The organism is Jiangella rhizosphaerae (assembly GCF_003579925.1).
Lineage (GTDB): Bacteria > Actinomycetota > Actinomycetes > Jiangellales > Jiangellaceae > Jiangella > Jiangella rhizosphaerae.
Genome location: NZ_QUAL01000130.1, coordinates 1 through 18,423 on the forward strand (window position 1 = coordinate 1; position 18,423 = coordinate 18,423).

The 18,423-nt window shown below is 72.5% G+C and carries 19 protein-coding genes and 1 pseudogene; 8 read left to right on the plus strand and 12 right to left on the minus strand.

Features of this window, described 5'->3' with window-relative positions; all coding sequences use genetic code 11:
• The 6 genes and pseudogenes from DY240_RS13235 to DY240_RS13265 all read right to left on the minus strand — a co-directional run.
• Positions 1-532: pseudogene (locus DY240_RS13235) on the minus strand (DUF3800 domain-containing protein); the annotation flags it as partial.
• A gap of 59 nt (positions 533-591) precedes the next feature.
• Positions 592-1,824 carry an MFS transporter gene (locus DY240_RS13240; protein ID WP_199701431.1) on the minus strand — a complete coding sequence of 411 codons (1,233 nt, stop codon included), beginning with the start codon at positions 1,822-1,824 and terminating at the stop codon, positions 592-594.
• An 8-nt stretch (positions 1,825-1,832) separates the two neighbouring features.
• The gene (locus tag DY240_RS13245; RefSeq protein WP_119660377.1) at positions 1,833-2,243 is read right to left on the minus strand and encodes a VOC family protein; all 411 of its coding nucleotides are present in this window, start codon (positions 2,241-2,243) and stop codon (positions 1,833-1,835) included.
• A 5-nt stretch (positions 2,244-2,248) separates the two neighbouring features.
• Positions 2,249-2,698 carry a helix-turn-helix transcriptional regulator gene (locus tag DY240_RS13250; protein ID WP_119660346.1) on the minus strand — a complete coding sequence of 150 codons (450 nt, stop codon included), beginning with the start codon at positions 2,696-2,698 and terminating at the stop codon, positions 2,249-2,251.
• A gap of 332 nt (positions 2,699-3,030) precedes the next feature.
• Positions 3,031-3,528 (minus strand): hypothetical protein, encoded by a 498-nt coding sequence (locus DY240_RS13260; RefSeq protein WP_147375313.1) that lies wholly within the window; start codon positions 3,526-3,528, stop codon positions 3,031-3,033.
• 110 nt (positions 3,529-3,638) lie between these two features.
• Positions 3,639-3,989 carry an MmcQ/YjbR family DNA-binding protein gene (locus DY240_RS13265; protein ID WP_119660349.1) on the minus strand — a complete coding sequence of 117 codons (351 nt, stop codon included), beginning with the start codon at positions 3,987-3,989 and terminating at the stop codon, positions 3,639-3,641.
• Positions 3,990-4,138: 149 nt separating this feature from the next.
• On the opposite strand from DY240_RS13265, the gene DY240_RS13270 reads away from it, so the two are divergent.
• Positions 4,139-4,447: a hypothetical protein gene (locus DY240_RS13270; RefSeq protein WP_147375314.1), complete on the plus strand. Its 309-nt coding sequence runs from the start codon at positions 4,139-4,141 to the stop codon at positions 4,445-4,447.
• Positions 4,448-4,463: 16 nt separating this feature from the next.
• On the opposite strand, the gene DY240_RS13275 is transcribed toward DY240_RS13270, so the two are convergent.
• The 3 genes from DY240_RS13275 to DY240_RS13285 are packed head-to-tail and all read right to left on the minus strand — an operon-like array spanning position 4,464 to position 5,877.
• Entirely contained in the window at positions 4,464-4,925 is a 462-nt protein-coding gene (locus DY240_RS13275; RefSeq protein ID WP_199701433.1) for a hypothetical protein, read from the minus strand.
• Between the two features lie 59 nt (positions 4,926-4,984).
• Positions 4,985-5,446 carry a peroxiredoxin gene (locus tag DY240_RS13280; protein WP_119660351.1) on the minus strand — a complete coding sequence of 154 codons (462 nt, stop codon included), beginning with the start codon at positions 5,444-5,446 and terminating at the stop codon, positions 4,985-4,987.
• The gene (locus tag DY240_RS13285; RefSeq protein ID WP_119660352.1) at positions 5,443-5,877 is read right to left on the minus strand and encodes a DUF3052 domain-containing protein; all 435 of its coding nucleotides are present in this window, start codon (positions 5,875-5,877) and stop codon (positions 5,443-5,445) included. The genes DY240_RS13280 and DY240_RS13285 overlap by 4 nt, the downstream gene beginning before the upstream one ends.
• Before the next feature lie 274 nt (positions 5,878-6,151).
• On the opposite strand from DY240_RS13285, the gene aceE reads away from it, so the two are divergent.
• Positions 6,152-8,899 (plus strand): pyruvate dehydrogenase (acetyl-transferring), homodimeric type, encoded by a 2,748-nt coding sequence (gene aceE / locus DY240_RS13290; RefSeq protein WP_119660353.1) that lies wholly within the window; start codon positions 6,152-6,154, stop codon positions 8,897-8,899.
• A gap of 285 nt (positions 8,900-9,184) precedes the next feature.
• Here the strand turns inward: aceE and DY240_RS13295 are convergent, their stop codons facing one another.
• Entirely contained in the window at positions 9,185-9,919 is a 735-nt protein-coding gene (locus DY240_RS13295) for a pirin family protein (RefSeq protein ID WP_119660354.1), read from the minus strand.
• Positions 9,920-10,402 carry a hypothetical protein gene (locus DY240_RS13300; protein ID WP_119660355.1) on the minus strand — a complete coding sequence of 161 codons (483 nt, stop codon included), beginning with the start codon at positions 10,400-10,402 and terminating at the stop codon, positions 9,920-9,922. It lies immediately after the preceding gene.
• 135 nt (positions 10,403-10,537) lie between these two features.
• On the opposite strand from DY240_RS13300, the gene DY240_RS13305 reads away from it, so the two are divergent.
• The 6 genes from DY240_RS13305 (at position 10,538) to DY240_RS13330 (ending at position 17,107) form a co-directional block, all read left to right on the plus strand.
• Complete coding sequence (locus DY240_RS13305; protein ID WP_119660356.1) at positions 10,538-11,737, plus strand: PucR family transcriptional regulator; 1,200 nt, start codon at positions 10,538-10,540, stop codon at positions 11,735-11,737.
• A gap of 99 nt (positions 11,738-11,836) precedes the next feature.
• Positions 11,837-13,021 carry an acyltransferase domain-containing protein gene (locus tag DY240_RS13310; RefSeq protein WP_119660357.1) on the plus strand — a complete coding sequence of 395 codons (1,185 nt, stop codon included), beginning with the start codon at positions 11,837-11,839 and terminating at the stop codon, positions 13,019-13,021.
• Positions 13,022-13,023: 2 nt separating this feature from the next.
• Positions 13,024-14,043 carry a beta-ketoacyl-ACP synthase III gene (locus DY240_RS13315; RefSeq protein ID WP_119660358.1) on the plus strand — a complete coding sequence of 340 codons (1,020 nt, stop codon included), beginning with the start codon at positions 13,024-13,026 and terminating at the stop codon, positions 14,041-14,043.
• A 103-nt stretch (positions 14,044-14,146) separates the two neighbouring features.
• The gene (locus tag DY240_RS13320) at positions 14,147-14,392 is read left to right on the plus strand and encodes an acyl carrier protein (protein WP_111255345.1); all 246 of its coding nucleotides are present in this window, start codon (positions 14,147-14,149) and stop codon (positions 14,390-14,392) included.
• A 4-nt stretch (positions 14,393-14,396) separates the two neighbouring features.
• A complete protein-coding gene (gene fabF / locus DY240_RS13325; RefSeq protein ID WP_119660359.1) occupies positions 14,397-15,656 on the plus strand; it encodes a beta-ketoacyl-ACP synthase II in 1,260 nt (419 codons plus the stop codon).
• On the plus strand, positions 15,656-17,107 hold the full coding sequence (locus tag DY240_RS13330) for an acyl-CoA carboxylase subunit beta (protein WP_119660360.1): 1,452 nt from the start codon (positions 15,656-15,658) through the stop codon (positions 17,105-17,107). Before fabF ends, DY240_RS13330 begins: the two co-directional genes overlap by 1 nt.
• A 215-nt stretch (positions 17,108-17,322) precedes the next feature.
• Here the strand turns inward: DY240_RS13330 and DY240_RS13335 are convergent, their stop codons facing one another.
• Positions 17,323-17,817 (minus strand): DUF3145 domain-containing protein, encoded by a 495-nt coding sequence (locus tag DY240_RS13335; protein ID WP_119660361.1) that lies wholly within the window; start codon positions 17,815-17,817, stop codon positions 17,323-17,325.
• Positions 17,818-18,423: the final 606 nt, after the last annotated feature.

An 18,423-nucleotide genomic window follows, 5' to 3' on the forward strand; every position in this document is an offset into this window, starting at 1 on the left:
CGGCGGCGGCGCCCGCTCGGGCCGGACCGGCCGCGCTCAACCCGTCCACCGCCTGTGCGAACGCCGCCGCCGGGTCGTCGGGTGCGGGCCGGCGCCCCGCCGCGCGCAGCAGGTCGTTGGAGGCTGTGAGGAACGCCGTCCAGCGGGCGGCGCCGAACACCGCGGGCCCGGCCCGGTACAGCGCGGCCGCCGCCGTCGCCGTCCCGCCCGCCACCTCCGCCACCACCCGCGTGACCAGCAGGAACGGCTTATCGACGAGGTAGACGTGGGCCCGCCCGGCGACCGGGCCGTCCGTGCCGAGGAACCACGCCAGCGCCGCCCGGTGCTTGCGGCGCAGCAGGTGGTTGGCCTTGTACTCGACGGCGGGCGAGCGGATGCGGTCCCGCAGCTCCGCCACGCACGCGGCGGCCGCGGCGGCGTCGATGCGCACGCTGCCGTACCCGAAGACGTCGGTGTTGCCGCCGGCGAGCCGCTCTCCCTCGGAGCCGGACTCGTCGCAGGCGATCTCCACCGCCGCCGTGGACCCGTCCATGCGCACCGATCCTCCGCCGTCCGGCCGCGCGGCACAACGCCGTTTCGCCTCCGCCGGCGTCAGCGCCGTCCCAGCACGGCCACGGCGGCGATCGGCACCAGCAGCAGCGTCAGCACGCCGGACAGCACCAGTCCGCCCGTGACCCCGGCCAGCTCCACCAGCGGTCCGCCGGCCAGCAGGCCGAGCGGCGCGGCGACCGTCGCACCCGTGGTCCAGAGCGTGACGACGGGCTGGTGCTCGTCGGGCTCCAGCCCGGACTGCACGAAGCTGTACGCCACAGGCGTGAACGGCGCCCACACGAGGCCGCCGAGACCGAACACGATCATCGCGACGGCGAGGTCGCCGGTGGCCGCGAGCGCGATGGGGCACATCGCCCACAGTGCGACGATCGCGATCAGGAGGTGCCGCTGCGGGAGGCCGCGCAGCTGGTTCACGAGGGCGGCGCCGACGAACGCGCCGGCTCCCAGCGCGCCCCACAGCAGGCCGAGCGCGGACGGGCCGGCGTCGAGCGACCCGCGGACGTACAGCGGCAGTGCCACCTCGATCGGCATGTACAGGAAGTTGAAGAAGAAGACGACCACCAGCAGCCGTGCCGCGACCGGCCGGCGGCGCAGGATCCGCCAGCCCGACTCCCGCACGGGCGGACGGCGCGGGGCGTCGCCGTCCGCACGGATCCGGGGCACCGAGACCAGCACGGCGACGAGCAGGATCAGGGCGCCCGCGGCGTCGGCGAACAGCGCCACGCCGGCGCCGGCCGCGGCGACGACGATGCCGCCCAGCACCGGCCCGACGACGTACAGCGCGACCGACGCGTTCAGGCCGAGCAGCCCGTTGACGGCGAACCGGCCGTCGTCGCCGGCCATCGACGTCGCCAGCAGGCGGCGGCTGCTGGACCCGGCCAGCCGGAACAGCGACCCGGCCAGCAGGCCGCCGATGAGCACCGGCAGCGTGAGCCGGTCGGTGACCGCGAGCACCCCGAGCACCGTGAACGTCGTCGCCCGCAGCACGCAGTCGGCGAGCAGCAGCGTCCGCGGCGACATCGCGGCCCGGCCCAGACCGATGACCGACGCCAGGATCGTCGACAGGACGAACGGCGCCGCCGCGACCAGCCCGATGGCGACGGCGCGTGGCACGCTCCCGTGGATCGCGAGCGTCTGCACGGGCATCGCGACCAGGAGCATGCCCGTCCCCGCGCCGGCCAGCAGGTCGCCGGCCAGCAGGCCGGCGACGCCGCGGTGCCGGAGCACCTCGCCGTAGGACCGGTTGGTCGCGGGCGCCGCCGCGGCGACCATCGGCCGGCTCAGCGCACTTCGTTGATGCGGATGACGTTGCCCGAGGGATCGCGGAAGGCGCAGTCGCGGACGCCGTAGGGCTGGTCCATCGGCTCCTGGAGCACCTCGGCGCCGCTGGCCTGCAGCCGGTCGAAGACGCCGTCGAGGTCGGGCGTGGCCAGCGTCAGCGCGCCGTAGGTGCCCTTGGCGATGAGCTCGAGGATGGTGCGGCGCTCGTCCTCGGTGATGCCGGGGTCGGCCGCCGGCGGGTGCAGGACGATGGACGTCCCCGGCTGGTTCGGCGGCCCGACCGTGAGCCAGCGCATCCCCTCGTAACCGACGTCCATGCGCAGCTCGAAGCCCAGGGTGTCGCGGTAGAAGGCCAGCGCAGCGTCGGGGTCGGTCTGCGGGAGGAACGTGTTGTGGATGGTGATGTCCATGGACGTCACGCTAGTTGGGCCTCGCCGGCGGGCGCTTCTCGTTTCCTGATCGGTCGCGTGACCTGCTTCGTGATGCACGACGGCATCTCCGGCGCCGTTGCTGCGGACCGCGCGCGGTACGTGCTCGGCGGGACGCCGACCAGCTCGGTGAAGCGGGTGCTGAACGTGCCCAGCGACTGGCAGCCGACCGCGAAGCACACCTCGGTGACGCTGAGATCGCCGCGGCGCAGCAGCATCATCGCCCGCTCGATGCGCCGCGTCATCAGGTACGAGTACGGCGACTCGCCGTAGGCGCGCTTGAACTCGCGGCTGAGGTGACCGGCGGACATGTTCGCGCCCCGCGCCAGCGCCTCGACGTCCAGCGGCTGGGCGTACTCGCGGTCGATGCGGTCGCGCACCCGCCGCAGCCGGGCGAGATCGCGCAGGCGCTGGGCTTCGTCGGCACTGCTGGTCACTCTCGAAATCCTGCCACGGCACGCGTGACTCGGCCACCGGCGACGCGCCCGCCGGAGGTGGGGTACGCCCTCGTCGGCCGGGGGTCCCCTGCTGCGTTGGCCGTCCCCCTGCTGCCCGATTGTCTTGGCCGCGCACGCGCGCCTCAAGCGGACCGAGGAGGCGCTTCGCGCCGATGCGGACCGCTTGACCCGCGCGCACGCGGCTCAGGACGGGCAGCTATCAGGGGGACGGGGGAAGAGCGGCGACGACGCCGCGTTGTTCGGCCGCTTCTGTGTGGCGTTGGTGTCGTTGAGCGTCCACTAGGTGAGATTTCACCGTGATTCGGGGGCCATCACGAGGATTGCCCCAGCGTCAACACCCCTACAGTCATGGTGATGCTCACGTAATCCTCGTGATGTAGGCGATCGCCGATGATCATCGCCGTCCACAGCCCGACAAAACGGGGCGAAACGGGCACGGGAACGGTGAGGCGTGCCCACATCCTCCCCGTCCCCCTGATAGCGCCTAGGGCCACGGCGCAACCGCGGGTCAAGTCCAAGCGCCCCGACCACAGCGAAGCCCGACCCCAACGCGCGCGGACTGGAGGCGCGGTTGCGCGGCAAGAGAATGGGGCAGCAGGGGGACGGGGAGCCCGGTCCCACAGGCGAACGCCCATGATCCACGCCGATTCTTCAGCAACGACCGCGCGCAGTTTAGACGCCGTGCCTCGGACGCCGGCTCGAACGGCGTCGTCGGCCGCCGGCACGCCGGCCTCGCCGTTGACCTCGACGACGGTGAACGTGGCCTGCTGCCGGTACTTGCGCAGGACGTTGTCGATGAACAGCGCCACCCGCGCGGCGCCGTGCAGCTCGACCCGCGAGGCGTGCACCTTGCCGCCGCCGTCGGCCCGCGCCTACCTCAGGACGACCGGACAGGGCGCCGATCCGTGACACCGGCGGCTCACAGCGGCAGCCGGTCGCCCTGCCGCTCGACGAGCTCCTCCGGCGCCGTCAGCCGCCAGGCCTCGAAGGTCAGCTCCACCAGCTCGTCTTGCTCGATGCCGTCGAGGTGGACGACCACCCAGCCGAAGGCCCCGGCGGTGAACTGGATCTCGAACACGTGCGGCCGCTCGGCCACCAGGGCCAGCTGCTCGGCGATGGTCTGCTTCAGCCCGACGGTCGACGTGGCGGGCCACAGGTAGCCGAACGTCCGGCCGTCCACCCGGAACGTCGTCCACCGGTCGGAGTCGGTGCCGCCGGCGCCCGGCAGCCGGTCGATGATGGCGAGGAAGTCGTCGATCGGCACGGCCATGGCCCCATCGAAGCAGGTTCGGCCGCCGTCCGCGCACCCGGACTGGTCCGGTCCGGGGCGACGGCGACCGCCGTCGTGGGGTATCCAGAGCATAGGCGACGGCCCGGCGCAACGGTGCACCGAGCCGGCGCCGCGCAAGGGGGCACGACATGAGAGAACTCGTCGCCGAGCTCGAACAGGCGCTCGACGCATTACCACCGGCCGATCGGCGCGCGGCACTGCGAGCGCTCATGCCGTCGGTGGTGCGCTGGTATCAGAGGTCGCTGGACCTCGACGATCGCGGCCGGCCGACGGACATCGATCTGCTGCTCTGGGTGGAGGAGCTGTCGGCGGGGCTGATCGGGCCGCTGTGTGCCGCCGCCCAGGACGTCAGACGCGTCGCGACGCCCGCGCGCCAGGTGCGGCGCCTGCCGGGCCAGCGGCACCCCCGAGCGGGCGCCGGCTGGTCAAGCCCCTGACTCGGGCGCGCAGAGGTCAGGCGGCGCCTTCGGGCGGCACCTTCTCCTGTTCCTGGGTGGTCGGGCCGGAGCCCGCGAGAGCGTCGGCGATGGCCGACCTGGTGGGCCGGGCCGGCGCGCGGCCCAGGACGCGGTCGATGGCGCTGGCGACGTCGGCGGAGAGGTCGCGGCTGTCGGTGCGGCGGTGCCGGCCCGGGCCGGGCATCCGGATGGCGAACCCGCGGTCCATGGTCGTCTCGACGGCGAGGAACTCGGCCGTGGCCGACGCCTCGCAGGAGCGGCACACGGTGTGGCCGAGCCGGCGCACGAGCGTGGTTGCGCCGCAGACCGAGCAGTGGTCGAGATCGGCGGACCAGCCCTTCGTCTGCTGGCAGTCGGGGCAGATCAGCACCTGCTCATCGGCCCGGACCCCGCGCACCCACAGGTTCGTCCCCCGGGCGGGGTCGGACTGGCGGGCGCCACAGCGGTAGCACGGCACGGGCGAGCTCCCTTCCTGCTGTCGTACTGGACCGGCGAACGCCGAAGGTGCCCGGACCGTCAGGCCGCGCCGAGCGAGCTCAGCACGCGCCGGTAGTCGTCGACGTTCCTGGCATCGGGAAGCGCGTTGACGACGTCCCAGCGGACGGTCCCCCCTGCGTCCACTACGAAGGTACCTCGAACGGCGCAGCCGCGGTCGTGATCGAAGACACCGTACGCCGCCGCAACCGCTCCATGTGGCCAGAAGTCGGACAACAGCGGGAAATCCAGGCCCGTGGTGTCGGCGAACACCCGCAGCGCGAACATCGAGTCGCACGAGACGGCCAGGACGTGCACGGCGTCGCCGACCGCCGGGATCAGGGAGTCGCGGATCGCGGCCAGTTCGTCGGTGCACACGCCCGTGAACGCGAACGGGAAGAACGCCAGGACCACCGGGCGGCCGCGCAGCGAGGAGAGCCGGACTGCCGAACCGTGCTGGTCCGGCAGTTCGAAGTCCGGTGCCGGGGCACCGACCAGACTCACTTGCGAGCCGACCCCTTGGGGGCGACGAGCTTGGTGCCCGACCAGTCCTCGGCCGCCGAGACGGTGGAGGTGGTGGACAGGCCGGCGGTCAGCGCGGCGTCGGCGATGTCGCTGGCCTCGACGGCGCCGTCGCGGCCCACCTTCGGCGTCAGCAGCCACACGACGCCGCCGGGAGCGAGATCGGTGGTCGCGTCGACCAGGGCGTCGGCGAGGTCGCCGTCGTCGTCTCGCCACCACTGCAGCACCACGTCGGCGACTTCGCCGGACTCGCCGTCGAGCAACTCGGTGCCGGTGACTTCTTCGATGTCGATACGCAGATCGTCATCGCAGTCCTCGTCCCAGCCGAGCTCCAAGACCACCTGGTTCGGACGGAAGCCGAGCTTGGCGGCCGGTCCGTCGTGCTGGTCCGAGTGGCCCGCGATCTGGCCCACCGATCGTCCTCCTCGCAGTCGTCGCGGCACGCCCGTGCGTTCCGCGTTTGCTGTAGTCCACCCAAGGACGCGTCCTTGCGCAAGTGAACCCGCCAGACCAAGCCTGACACGCTCACTCGAACGGGCCTATGGTGCCCCTGCTCAGCGCGCTTGGAAAGACGTCCGCGGGCCCGAATGTGACGTACGGCCGCCGAGCGAGCAGGATAGGAAACACAGAACCCGAACATCCCCCGACGCTCACATCGGCGTCCTAGAAGACCACGAAGGGACAGTCGTGGCTGCCGACCGCTCGCCGATCATCATCAATGGCCTTCCGAGCCAGCTCCCCGACATCGACGCCGACGAGACCAGGGAGTGGCTGGAATCGCTCGATGCCGCCATCGACCAGCGCGGACGCCATCGCGCGCGCTATCTCATGCTGGCGCTGCTGCAGCGCGCCCAGGAGCGGCAGGTGGGCGTCCCCAGCCTGCGCAACACCGACTACATCAACACCATCCCGCCCGAGGCGGAGCCGTGGTTCCCGGGAGACGAGTACGTCGAACGGCGCATCCGGGCCTACATCCGGTGGAACGCGGCGATGATGGTGCAGCGCGCCCAGCGGCCTGGCGTCGGCGTCGGCGGGCACATCTCCACCTACGCCTCGTCGGCGAGCCTCTACGAGGTCGGGTTCAACCACTTCTTCCGCGGTAAGGACCACGCCGGCGGCGGCGACCAGATCTACTTCCAGGGGCACGCCTCCCCCGGCATGTACGCCCGCGCCTACCTCGAGGGCCGGCTGTCCGAGAGCCAGCTCGACGGCTTCCGCCAAGAGCTCTCGCACGCGGGCCTGGGCGGCGGGCTGCCGTCCTACCCGCACCCGCGGCTGATGCCCGACTTCTGGGAGTTCCCGACGGTGTCCATGGGCCTGGGCCCGCTGAACGCCATCTACCAGGCGCGGTTCAACCGCTACCTGCACCACCGCGGCATCAAGGACACCAGCCAGCAGCACGTCTGGGCCTTCCTCGGCGACGGCGAGATGGACGAGCCCGAGACCATCGGCGCCATCGGCGTGGCCGCCCGCGAAGAGCTCGACAACCTCACGTTCGTCGTCAACTGCAACCTGCAGCGCCTCGACGGCCCGGTCCGCGGCAACGGCAAGATCATCCAGGAGATGGAGGCGCTGTTCCGCGGCGCCGGCTGGAACGTCATCAAGGTCATCTGGGGCCGCGAGTGGGACCCGCTGCTGGCCGCCGACACCGACGGCGCGCTGGTCAACCTCATGAACGTCACCCCCGACGGCGACTACCAGACGTACAAGGCCGAGTCCGGCGCGTACGTCCGCGAGCACTTCTTCGGCCGCGACCCGCGTACCCGCAAGATGGTCGAGGACATGTCCGACGACGAGATCTGGGGCCTCAAGCGCGGCGGACACGACTACCGCAAGCTCTACGCGGCCTACAAGGCGGCCACCGAGCACACCGGCCAGCCGACCGTCATCCTCGCCAAGACGATCAAGGGCTGGACGCTGGGCTCGCACTTCGAGGCCCGCAACGCCACCCACCAGATGAAGAAGCTGACCGGCGACGACCTCAAGCTCTTCCGCGACCGCCTGTTCATGGAGATCCCCGACTCAGCGCTCGAGGACGTCTACAACCCGCCGTACTTCCACCCCGGCAAGGACTCCGACGAGCACGCCTACATGATGGAGCGCCGGCAGAAGCTCGGCGGCTTCCTGCCCGACCGCCGCACGCCGGCCAAGCCGCTGGTGCTGCCGGGCGACAAGGTCTACGAGGTGGCCCGGCGGGGTTCCGGCAAGCAGCCGGTGGCCACGACGATGGCGCTGGTACGCCTGGTGAAGGACCTGCTCAAGGATCCCGAGATCGGCAAGCGGCTGGTCCCCGTCATCCCCGACGAGGCCCGCACGTTCGGCATGGACTCCCTGTTCCCGACGCTGAAGATCTACTCGCCGCACGGGCAGAACTACACACCCGTCGACCGCGAGCTGTTCCTGTCCTACAAGGAGGCCAAGGACGGGCAGATCCTGCACGAGGGCATCAACGAGGCCGGCTCGGTCGCCTCGTGGACGGCGGCGGCCACGTCGTACGCCACCCACGGCGAGCCGATGATCCCGCTGTACATCTTCTACTCGATGTTCGGGTTCCAGCGCACCGGCGACGGCTTCTGGGCCGCGGCCGACCAGCTGGCCCGCGGCTTCGTCCTCGGCGCCACCGCCGGGCGCACCACGCTGAACGGCGAGGGCCTGCAGCACGAGGACGGCCACTCGGTGCTGCTGGCGTCGACCAACCCGGCGGTCGTGCACTACGACCCCGCGTTCGCGTTCGAGATCGGGCACATCGTGCGCGACGGGCTGCGGCGCATGTACGGCGAGGACAGCGAGAACGTCTTCTACTACCTGACCATCTACAACGAGCCCTACGTCCAGCCCGCGGAGCCCGAGAACCTCGACGTCGAGGGCCTGCTCAAGGGCATGTACCTCTACCAGCCCATGCAGACCGCGCCCGGCGACAACGTGCCGCACGCGCAGATCCTCGCCTCCGGCGTGGGCATGAACTGGGCCCTCGAGGCGCAGCAGCGCCTGGCCGACGAGTGGGAGGTCGCCGCCGACGTCTGGTCGGTCACGTCGTGGAACGAGCTGCGCCGCGACGCCCTGGCCGCCGACGAGTGGAACCTCATGCACCCCGGCGAGGAGGCCCGCGTCCCGTACGTCACCGCCCGGCTGCGCGAGGCCCGCGGCCCGGTCGTCGGTGTCAGCGACTACCTGCGCGCGGTGCAGGACCAGATCGCGCCGTACGTGCCCACCGACTACTCCTCGCTGGGCACCGACGGCTTCGGCCTGTCCGACACCCGGGCGGCGCTGCGGCGGCACTTCAAGGTCGACGCCCAGTCGATCGTCGTCAGCGTGCTGACGCTGCTGGCCCGCCGCGGCGAGATCCCATGGGAGACCGTCAAGCAGGCGCACGAGCGCTACAAGCTCGACGACGTCAACGCCACCACCGCCGAGGAGGCCGGCGGCGAGTCCTGACCGACCTGACGACGAGGCTCCCCCGGGTCTGCCGCGTTGTTCGCTTCTGCGTGGCGTTGGTGTCGTGGAGCGTCCACATCGCGAGATTTCACGGTGGTTCGCGGGGCCATCACGAGGATTACCCCAGCGTCAACACCCCTACAGCCATGGTGAAGCTCACGTAATCCTCGTGATGTAGCCGATCGCCGATGATCATCGCGCGCCGCCACCCGACAAAGCACGCGAAACGGGCACGCCAAGCATGAGGCGTGCCCACATCCTCCCCGCCCCACCCCCTGGCGGCGGTCAGCCGGCGGCGGCGTGCATCTCCCAGACGAGCAGCTCGGCGTCGCCGCGGGCGGTCAGCGTCCGGCCGCCCTCGTCGGTGAACCGGACGGCGTCGCCCTCGCCCAGCCGCCCGGCGGTCTCGACGTCGACGGCGTGGGCGGCGGCGCCGCGCGCGACGTAGACGTGCACGAACGGCGCCGACGGCAGGGTCACCACGTCGCCGGCCCGCAGCCGGGCGACGTGCAGGGCGGCGGCCGGCTGCCCGAGCCCGACGGCGACGTCGGCGGCATGCCGCCGCAGCCCGCTCACCACGGGAACCAGCCCGCCGCCGGCGAGGTCGGACGTCACGTCGGCCTGGCCGTACGACGGATCGGCACCCGGCGCGCCCGGCGGCACCCACATCTGCACGAACCGCGCCCCCGCGGCGGTCGCCAGCTCGGAGTGGCGGACGCCGCGTCCGGCGCTCATCCGCTGCACGACGCCCGGCACCAGCTCGCCGCCGTGTCCCGCGGTGTCCTCGTGCGCCAGCGCGCCGGACAGCACCCACGTCACGATCTCGACGTCGCGGTGCGGGTGCACCGGGTACCCGCCGTGCGGGACGGCGACGTCGTCGTTGGCCACCACCAGCAGCCCGAACCCCACGTTGCCCGGGTCGTAGTGCGGCCCGAACGAGAACGAGTGCCGCGACACCACGCCGTCGCCGGGCGTGACGAACCGGTCGCCCGCCCGCCGCACGTCCGCCGCGGGCGGCATCTACAGTCCCGTGCGCGCGCCCGCCGACTCCATCTGCGCCAGCCATCCGCGCAGCCGGTCGGCCGTCGGCGCCGTCAGCAGCAGGCCGGCGACGCTGAACAACGCGCCGATCGCCACCGGCAGCCACACCCCGCGGGCGAACGAGTTGACCAGCCCGATCAGGGTCGGCAGCTCGGCGAACACCAGGCTCAGGAACGCCGCGCTGCGCAGCTGGCCGGCCGCCTTGACCTCGTCCGGCGCGGCGGTGGCCGGCCAGGGCCGGACCAGACGGCGCGGGACGAGGAACGCGGCGGCCAGGAAGACGACGCTGACGAGGATCGCGCCCAAGGCGTCGATACCCGACCCGGGCTCGTCGCCGACGGTGAACACGGCCACCGCCGCGATGACCACGACACCGCCGAGCATGGCGAGACTCACCAACCGCAGCGCGCGGCCCAGGACGTCGGTGGGGGCGCCCTCGCCGGGCGATGTGGGTGTCGACATGGCCCGCAGCCTAATCCCCGGGCGGACCGAACCCCGCAGACGACCCGCCCGGCACAGCTCCGGATTGTCCGGTCACCACAACAACCGCGGCCCTGGTCGATCACCGACCGGCCTCGGCCGCGTACGCTGCCGGGCATGCGGCACACCTCCGGCTCCGAGTTGCCCGGCGCCCACGGCACCAGCCGGCACGAGCGCACCGTGCATCTCCTGGAGCGCGCGACCGGACGGCTCGCGACGGCGGCGATCGCCCGCATGGAAGAGACCCTCAGCTGGTACCGCGCGATGCCCGCCGAGCAGCGGTCGTGGGTGGGGCTGGTGATCCAGGCCGGCATCGCGGCGTTCGTCGACTGGTACCGCAACGCCGACGAGTCCCGCCCGACGCCGACGGCCGACGTGTTCGGCACCGCGCCGCGCGACCTCATCCGCTCGATCAGCCTGCAGCAGACGGTCGAGGTGGTCCGGGTCGCGATCGAGGTGGTCGAGGACAACGTCGAGGACGTCGTCGGGCCCGACGACGTGCGCGACGTCCGGGAGGGCGTGCTGCGCTACTCCCGCGAGGTCGCGTTCTCCGCGGCGCACGTCTACGCCCGCTACGCCGAGGCACGCGGGTCGTGGGACGCGCGGCTGGAGGCGACCGTCGTCGACTCGCTGCTGCGCGGAGAGGTCGACGAGGACGTGCGGTCCCGGGCGTCCGCCCTGGGCTGGACGGCGGCCAGCGGAGTCGCCGTCATCATCGGCCGGCCGCGGCCCGACGACGGCACGTCTGCCGACGAGATCCGGCGCTCGGCCCGGCACGCCGGGTACGACGTGCTGACCGGCGGGCAGGGTGACCGGCTGGTCGCCGTGCTCGGCCGGGTCGAGGACCCGGTGCAGGCGGCGACGGCGATCGTCACCCACTTCGGCCCGGGCCCGGTCGTCGTCGGCCCGCTGGTCCCGGACCTGGTGTCGGCGGCGGCGTCGGCCAGGCCCGCGGTCACCGGGCTGCTGGCGGCGGCCGGCTGGCCCGACGCGCCGCGTCCCGTCGCCGCCGGTTCGCTGCTGCCCGAACGGGCGCTCGCCGGCGACCAGGAGGCGCTGCACGAGCTCGTCACCGACCTGTACGTGCCGATCGCCGAGGCCGGTCCGGTCATCCTCGAGACGCTCGCCGCGTACCTGGAGACCGGGGCGTCCGTCGAGGCCGCGGCCCGGTTGCTGTTCGTCCACCCGAACACCGTCCGGTACCGGCTGCGGCGGGTCTCCGACGTCGTGGGACTGACGCCGACCGACCCGCGCGACTCCTACACGCTGCGGCTCGCGCTGTCGCTCGGGCGGATGAACCCGCCGGTCATCGAGTGAGTCCTACCCGACGGTTGTGGGAAACCCCCAAACATAGTGGGACGACCTTGTGACTGCGGCCGACCCCTTCTACGGCCGGGTAGCCGCGAGGCTTGAAGGGTGCTTGTGATCGTCGCCCCCGGTCAGGGGTCCCAGACGCCCGGCTTCCTCGCGCCGTGGCTCGAGGAGCCGTCGTTCGCCGCCCGCATCGACTGGCTGTCCGCCGTCGCCGGGCTCGATCTGGCCCACTACGGCACCGAGGCCGACGCCGACACCATCCGCGACACCGCGATCGCCCAGCCGCTGCTGGTGGCGTCGGGCCTGGTCGCCGCGCTCGCGCTGTTCCCGCACCCCGCCGACGCGTTCACGACGGTGGGCGCGGTCGCCGGGCACAGCGTCGGCGAGATCACCGCCGCCGCGGGCGCCCGCGTCATCACCGCCGAGCAGGCCATGGTGTTCGTCCGCGAGCGCGGAAAGGGCATGGCCGAGGCGGCCGCGAAGGAGTCCACCGGCATGACCGCCGTCCTCGGCGGCGACCCCGACGACGTCCTCGCGACGCTGCAGCGGCACGGCCTCACCCCCGCCAACGTCAACGGCGCCGGCCAGGTGGTCGCCGCCGGCACCGTCGCCCAGCTCGAAGCGCTGGCCGGCGACCCGCCGCAGGGCGCCCGGCTGCGCGCGCTGTCCGTCGCCGGGGCGTTCCACACGACGCACATGGCCACGGCGGTCAAGCGGCTGCGGCACTACGCGCAGTCGATCAGCACACACGACCCGCGCACGCTGCTGCTGTCCAACCGCGACGGCCAGGTCGTGCACGACGGCCGCCAGGTCCTGGACCGGCTGGTCGACCAGGTGTCGAACCCGGTCCGCTGGGACCTGTGCATGCAGACCATGGCCGACCTCGGCGTCACCGGCCTGCTCGAGATGCCGCCGGCCGGCACGCTCACCGGCCTGGCCAAGCGGGCGCTGCCCGGCGTCGAGACGTTCGCGCTGAAGACGCCGGACCAGCTCGACGACGCCCGCGCGTTCGTCGAGAAACACGGCAGCCAGCCCAGCCAGCTGTCCACCAACCCGACGTGGCGCCTGCTCGTCGCGCCGATCAAGGGCACGTTCGCCTCCGGCGGCGCCAAGTCCGGCGACCGGCTGGCCGCCGGCGACACCGTTGGGACCGTCAGCTCGCTGCGCGACAGCGTCCAGGTCACGGCGGGGCACGGCGGCACCATCATCGAGTGGCTGGTCGAGGACGGCGACCCGGTCGCCCCGGGCCAGCCGCTGGTCCGGCTGCACCCAGAGGCGGTGGCGTGAGCATGAGCAAGGTCACGATCCAGGCCGCGCGCGAGCCGCGGTCGTCGCGGATCCTCGGCATCGGCGGCTACCGGCCCAGCCGGGTGGTCACCAACGCCGAGATCATCGAGCACATCGACTCCTCCGACGAGTGGATCCGCACGCGCTCGGGCATCGAGAGCCGCCGCTGGGCCTCCGACGAGGAGACCGTCGTCTCGATGAGCCTCGCCGCGGCCCAGAAGGCGCTGGCCGACGCCGGCGTCCAGCCCGAGCAGGTCGACTGCGTCATCGTCTCGACCGTCACGCACCTGTACCAGACGCCGTCCGCGGCGGCCGAGATCGCGCACAAGCTGGGCACCAACAAGGCCGCCGCGTTCGACATCTCCGCCGCCTGCGCCGGGTTCTGCTACGGCCTGTCGCTGGCCTCGGACATGGTCCGCGCCGGCACCGCCGGCCACGTCGTCGTCATCGGCGTCGAGCGGCTCTCCGACCTCACCGACAAGACCGACCGGTCGACGGCGTTCCTGTTCGCCGACGGCGCCGGCGCGGCCGTCGTCGGCCCGGCCGCCGGACCCGCCGAGGCCGGCATCGGTCCCGTCGTGTGGGGATCCGACGGCGAGCACCTCGACCTCATCAAGCAGCGCGAGGACTGGCGCGACGCCCTGCGCAACGAGATCGGCCCGACGATGCCGCACCTGGTCATGCAGGGCAACCCGGTATTCCGGTGGGCGTCGTACGAGATGGCGAAGGTGGCCCAGGAGGCGCTCACCGCCGCCGGCGTCACCGTCGACGACCTCGACGTCTTCGTGCCGCACCAGGCGAACATGCGCATCACCGACGCGATGGCCCGCACGCTGAAGCTGCCCGAGCGGGTCGCCATCGCCCGCGACATCGCCACCCAGGGCAACACCTCGGCCGCGTCGATCCCGCTGGCCATCGAGCGGATGCTCGAGACCGGCGAGGCGCAGAGCGGCGACCTCGCCCTCATCATCGGGTTCGGTGCCGGGCTGGTCTACGCCGGCCAGGTGATCCGGATCCCCTGACGTCACGCCACGGTGCCCGCCCGACGACGTGCGGACACCTACGATCGTCACCGACCACGATCGGTCACGAGCATCACCCAACCCAACGAGGAGAACGAACGACATGGCCAGCACCGAGGAGATCCGCGAGGGTCTTGCCGAGATCGTCAACGAGATCACCGGCGTTCCCGCCGAGGACGTGCAGCTCGACAAGTCCTTCACCGACGACCTCGACATCGACTCGCTGTCGATGGTCGAGGTGGTCGTGGCCGCCGAGGAGAAGTTCGGCGTGAAGATCCCCGACGAGGAGGTCAAGAACCTGGCCACCGTCGGCGACGCCGTCACGTTCATCGAGAAGGCAGGGTCCTGACCTCATGGCACGTTCCCAGGCACGAGTCGTCGTCACCGGGCTCGGCGCCACCACGCCCGTCGGGGGCGACGTGGCGTCGACCTGGGAGTCCCTGCTCGCCGGGCGTTCCGGCGTACGCAAGCTGACCCAGGAGTGGGTCGCGGACCTGCCGGTGCAGATCGGTGCGCCGGCCGCCGTCGACCCCTCCGAGGTCCTCCCCCGCGTCGAGGCCCGGCGGCTGGACCGCTCGGCCCAGTTCGCCATCATCTGCGCCCGCCAGGCGTGGGCCGACGCCGGGTTCTCCGGTAAGGCGAGTGAGGCGGGGCTGGACCCGGAGCGCGTCGGCGTCGTGTGCGCCTCCGGGATCGGCGGGCTCACCACCCTGCTGTCCAACTACGACCAGCTGCGCGACGCCGGCCCGCGCCGGGTGTCGCCGCTGGCGATCCCCATGCTGATGCCGAACAGCCCGTCGGCGAACGTCAGCATCGAGCTGCAGGCCCAGGCCGGCGCGCACACGCCCGTCAGCGCGTGCTCGTCCGGCGCCGAGGCGCTCGCGTACGCCGTCGACATGATCCGGCTCGGCCGGGCCGACGTCGTCGTCGCCGGCGGCACCGAGGCGGTCATCTCGCCGCTGCCGATCGCCGCGTTCGCGAACATGATGGCGCTGTCCAAGCGCTCCGACGACCCCACGGCCGTCAGCCGCCCGTTCGACAAGAACCGCGACGGGTTCGTGCTCGGCGAGGGCGGCGCGCTGATGGTGCTGGAGTCCGCCGAGCACGCCGAGGCCCGCGGGGCGCGCGTGTACGCGGAGATCGCCGGCGCCGGCATGAGCGCCGACGCTCACCACATCGCCCAGCCGGAGCCGTCCGGCCGCGGCGTCGTGACGGCGATCCGCAAGGCGCTGACCGACGCCGAGCTCACGCCCGACGACATCGCGCACGTGAACTGTCACGCGACGTCCACCCCGGCCGGCGACGTCGCCGAGTCGGTGGCGCTGAACGCCGTCTTCGGCGACCGCACGCCGTCCATCCCGGTCACGGCGCCGAAGTCCATGATCGGGCACCTGCTCGGAGGCGCCGGAGCCGTCGAGTCGCTGGCCACCGTGCTCACCCTGCACCACGGCCTGGTTCCACCCACGGCGAACGTCGATGACGTCGACGACGACATCAACCTCGACATCGTCCGCACCACCCCGCGGAAGCTCGACGACGGTCCGCTGGCAGCCCTGAACGACTCGTTCGGGTTCGGCGGGCACAACGTCGTCCTCGCCTTCAGGAGGACCTGATGACCGCTCTGGCAGATCGTCCGGCATCGCAGCAAGGGGCCGCGTCGGGGCGACCTGCCAGACCGCCGCGGGACCAGGACCCGCGGCACCCCAGGCACCGGCTCACCGCCCTGTTCGACGAGGGCTCACTCGAGCTGATCAGCGCCGACGACCTCAGCGGCATGCTCGCCGCCGTCGGCACGGTGCAGGGGACGCCGGTCGTCGCGTTCTGCTCCGACGCCACCGTCATGGGCGGCGCGATGGGTGCCGACGGCTGCCAGGTGGTCGTCGACGCGTACGAGCGGGCGCTGGCCGACGGCGTCCCGATCATCGGGCTGTGGCACTCCGGCGGTGCCCGGCTGCCCGAGGGCGTGCTGTCGCTGCACGCCGTCGGACGGATCTTCGCGGTCATGACCCGCGCGTCGGGCCGCATTCCGCAGCTGTCGGTCGTGCTCGGCCCGGCCGCCGGTGGCGGCGCGTACGGCCCGGCGCTCACCGACATCGTCATCATGGGCCCCGAGGGCCGCGTCTTCGTCACCGGCCCCGAGGTGGTCCGCTCGGTCACCGGCGAGGACGTCGACATGCTGCGGCTGGGCGGCCCCGAGCCGCACGGCCGCCGCTCCGGCGTCGTCCACGTCGTCGCGAGCACCGAGCGCGAGGCGCTGGACCGGGCGCGGGCGCTCGGAGCGCTGCTCGGTTCCCAGGGGTCGCTGGACGTCGCGGCCGTCGCCGATCGTGATCTCGGCGTGCACTTCCCCGAGTCGGCGAAGCGCGCCTACGACGTCCACCCGATCGTCGAGGACCTCCTCGACGACGGCACCGGCGTCGAGCTGCACCCGCGCTGGGCGCCCAACATCGTCACCACGCTCGGGCGGTTCGGCGGCCGCACCGTCGGCGTCATCGCGAACAACCCGCTGCGCCTGGGCGGCTGCCTGGACTCGCTGTCCGCGGAGAAGGCGGCCCGGTTCGTCCGCATGTGCGATGCGTTCGGCGTCCCGCTGCTCGTCGTCGTCGACGTGCCCGGCTACCTCCCCGGCGTCGGACAGGAGTGGGACGGCGTCGTCCGGCGCGGCGCGAAGCTGCTGCACGCGTTCGCCGAGGCGACGGTGCCGCGGGTGACGCTGGTGACCCGCAAGGTCTATGGCGGCGCGTACATCGCGATGAACTCGCGCGCCCTGGGCGCCACCCGCGTCTTCGCCTGGCCGACCGCCGAGGTCGCCGTCATGGGCGCCGTCGCCGCCGTGCGCGTCCTGCACCGCCGCAAGCTGGCGGAGGTGGCCCCCGAGGTACGGCCCCAGGTCGAGGCCGAGCTTGCGGAGGAGCACGCCCGCATCGCCGGCGGCCTCGACCGCGCCATGGAGATCGGCGTCGTCGACGAGGTCGTCGAGCCCGGACGGACGCGCTCGGCGCTGGCCCGCGCGATCGCCGAGGCGCCCGGCCGGCGCGGCGAGCACGGCAACATCCCGCTGTAGCCGTACCCCTGAGAGACGGAGCGCCCCGGACCGTGCGGTCCGGGGCGCTTCTACGTGGTGAGGCCGCTGTATTTCCCGGTCACCGGGCCGGGGACAACCACCGATGCCGGAGCGGCCACGTCTTGTGGTGTGTTACTTGACCGTGACCATACCGAGGACTTGGCGTCTTGTGAAGGCCTTGTCGTGGATGAATTTCCGATGGGCGGGTCGGCCGTTCAGACGACCTGGTGCAGCCACCGGACGGGGGCGCCGTCGCCCGCGTAACGGAACGGCTCGAGCTCCTCGTCCCACGGCGCGCCGAGCAGCCGACGCAGTTCCTCCTCGAGGTCGGCCTCGCCCATCGCGGCCTTCACGACGGCGGCCTTGATGCGGTCCTCGGGGATCATGATGTCGCCGTGGACGCCCGTCACCGCGTGGAAGACGCCGAGCTCCGGGGTGTAGGAGTAGCGCGCGCCCTCGCAGCCGGGGCTGGGCTCCTCGGTCACCTCGAAGCGCAGGTGCATCCAGCCGCGCAGCGCCGACGCGATCTTCGCGCCGGTGCCGGCGGCACCCTGCCACGACAGCTCGGCACGGTACATGCCGGGCGCGGCTGGCTGCGCGCTCCAGTCGAGCTTCACGCGCACACCAAGAGCGCCGGCCACGGCCCACTCGATGTGCGGGCACAAGGCCGACGTAGCGGCGTGGACGTACAGAACGCCACGAGTCGTCACCGGATCCTCCTGCGGTTCGAGGGACGCCTTCCCCTGCGGCCTCGTTCCGCCCAGGTGAAACCTGCGACGGCACCATTGTGCACGACGAGCGACCCGGCCGCCACGTTCGCCGCGGCTGACGGGTTTCCGGCGTGTCTCGGCCACGCCGGCCGTGAGCCGATCGGCGGGGCGACGGGTTGGCGGCGTCGGGTCGGCAGGCACCGGGGCGGTTGGCGGTGGGCGGTGGGCGGCCCCCGCCCGGTGGCGGGGCCGCTCCGTTGGAGGTCTGCTGCCGGAAAGGACCGCAGAGCTCCAGCGGAGCGACTTCTCTCCAGCGGCCCGCAGCCCCCGGCAGGTTGTTAGCCGCCGCGTTCGATACCGACGTCGGCGCCATGGTGGTGACGACGAACGCCGCGCCAACGCCGTCACGGCCCGGTCGACTCGTCGGCGACGTCACCGTGACGACCTGCCCCGGCCCTTTCGGTGTGTTCATCCAGGATCGACCACAGCATCAGGTGGTCGATCCTGGATGATCACCGGAACAGCACCGACGAGCCACCGCGGATGTCCCGATCGGCGGCCTGCGTGAGCTTGGCTCGCCGAACGTGACCATCCGTGCCGGATAGG

Bases quoted from the DNA above. Each gene is read 5' to 3' on its own strand.
- DY240_RS13240 (WP_199701431.1), bottom strand. From the start codon at position 1,824: ATGGTCGCCGCGGCGGCGCCCGCGACCAACCGGTCCTACGGCGAGGTG.
- DY240_RS13245 (WP_119660377.1), bottom strand. From the start codon at position 2,243: ATGGACATCACCATCCACAACACGTTCCTCCCGCAGACCGACCCCGAC.
- DY240_RS13265 (WP_119660349.1), bottom strand. From the start codon at position 3,989: ATGGCCGTGCCGATCGACGACTTCCTCGCCATCATCGACCGGCTGCCG.
- DY240_RS13270 (WP_147375314.1), top strand. From the start codon at position 4,139: ATGAGAGAACTCGTCGCCGAGCTCGAACAGGCGCTCGACGCATTACCA.
- DY240_RS13295 (WP_119660354.1), bottom strand. From the start codon at position 9,919: ATGCCGCCCGCGGCGGACGTGCGGCGGGCGGGCGACCGGTTCGTCACG.
- DY240_RS13300 (WP_119660355.1), bottom strand. From the start codon at position 10,402: ATGTCGACACCCACATCGCCCGGCGAGGGCGCCCCCACCGACGTCCTG.
- DY240_RS13305 (WP_119660356.1), top strand. From the start codon at position 10,538: ATGCGGCACACCTCCGGCTCCGAGTTGCCCGGCGCCCACGGCACCAGC.
- DY240_RS13315 (WP_119660358.1), top strand. From the start codon at position 13,024: ATGAGCAAGGTCACGATCCAGGCCGCGCGCGAGCCGCGGTCGTCGCGG.
- DY240_RS13320 (WP_111255345.1), top strand. From the start codon at position 14,147: ATGGCCAGCACCGAGGAGATCCGCGAGGGTCTTGCCGAGATCGTCAAC.
- fabF (WP_119660359.1), top strand. From the start codon at position 14,397: ATGGCACGTTCCCAGGCACGAGTCGTCGTCACCGGGCTCGGCGCCACC.
- DY240_RS13330 (WP_119660360.1), top strand. From the start codon at position 15,656: ATGACCGCTCTGGCAGATCGTCCGGCATCGCAGCAAGGGGCCGCGTCG.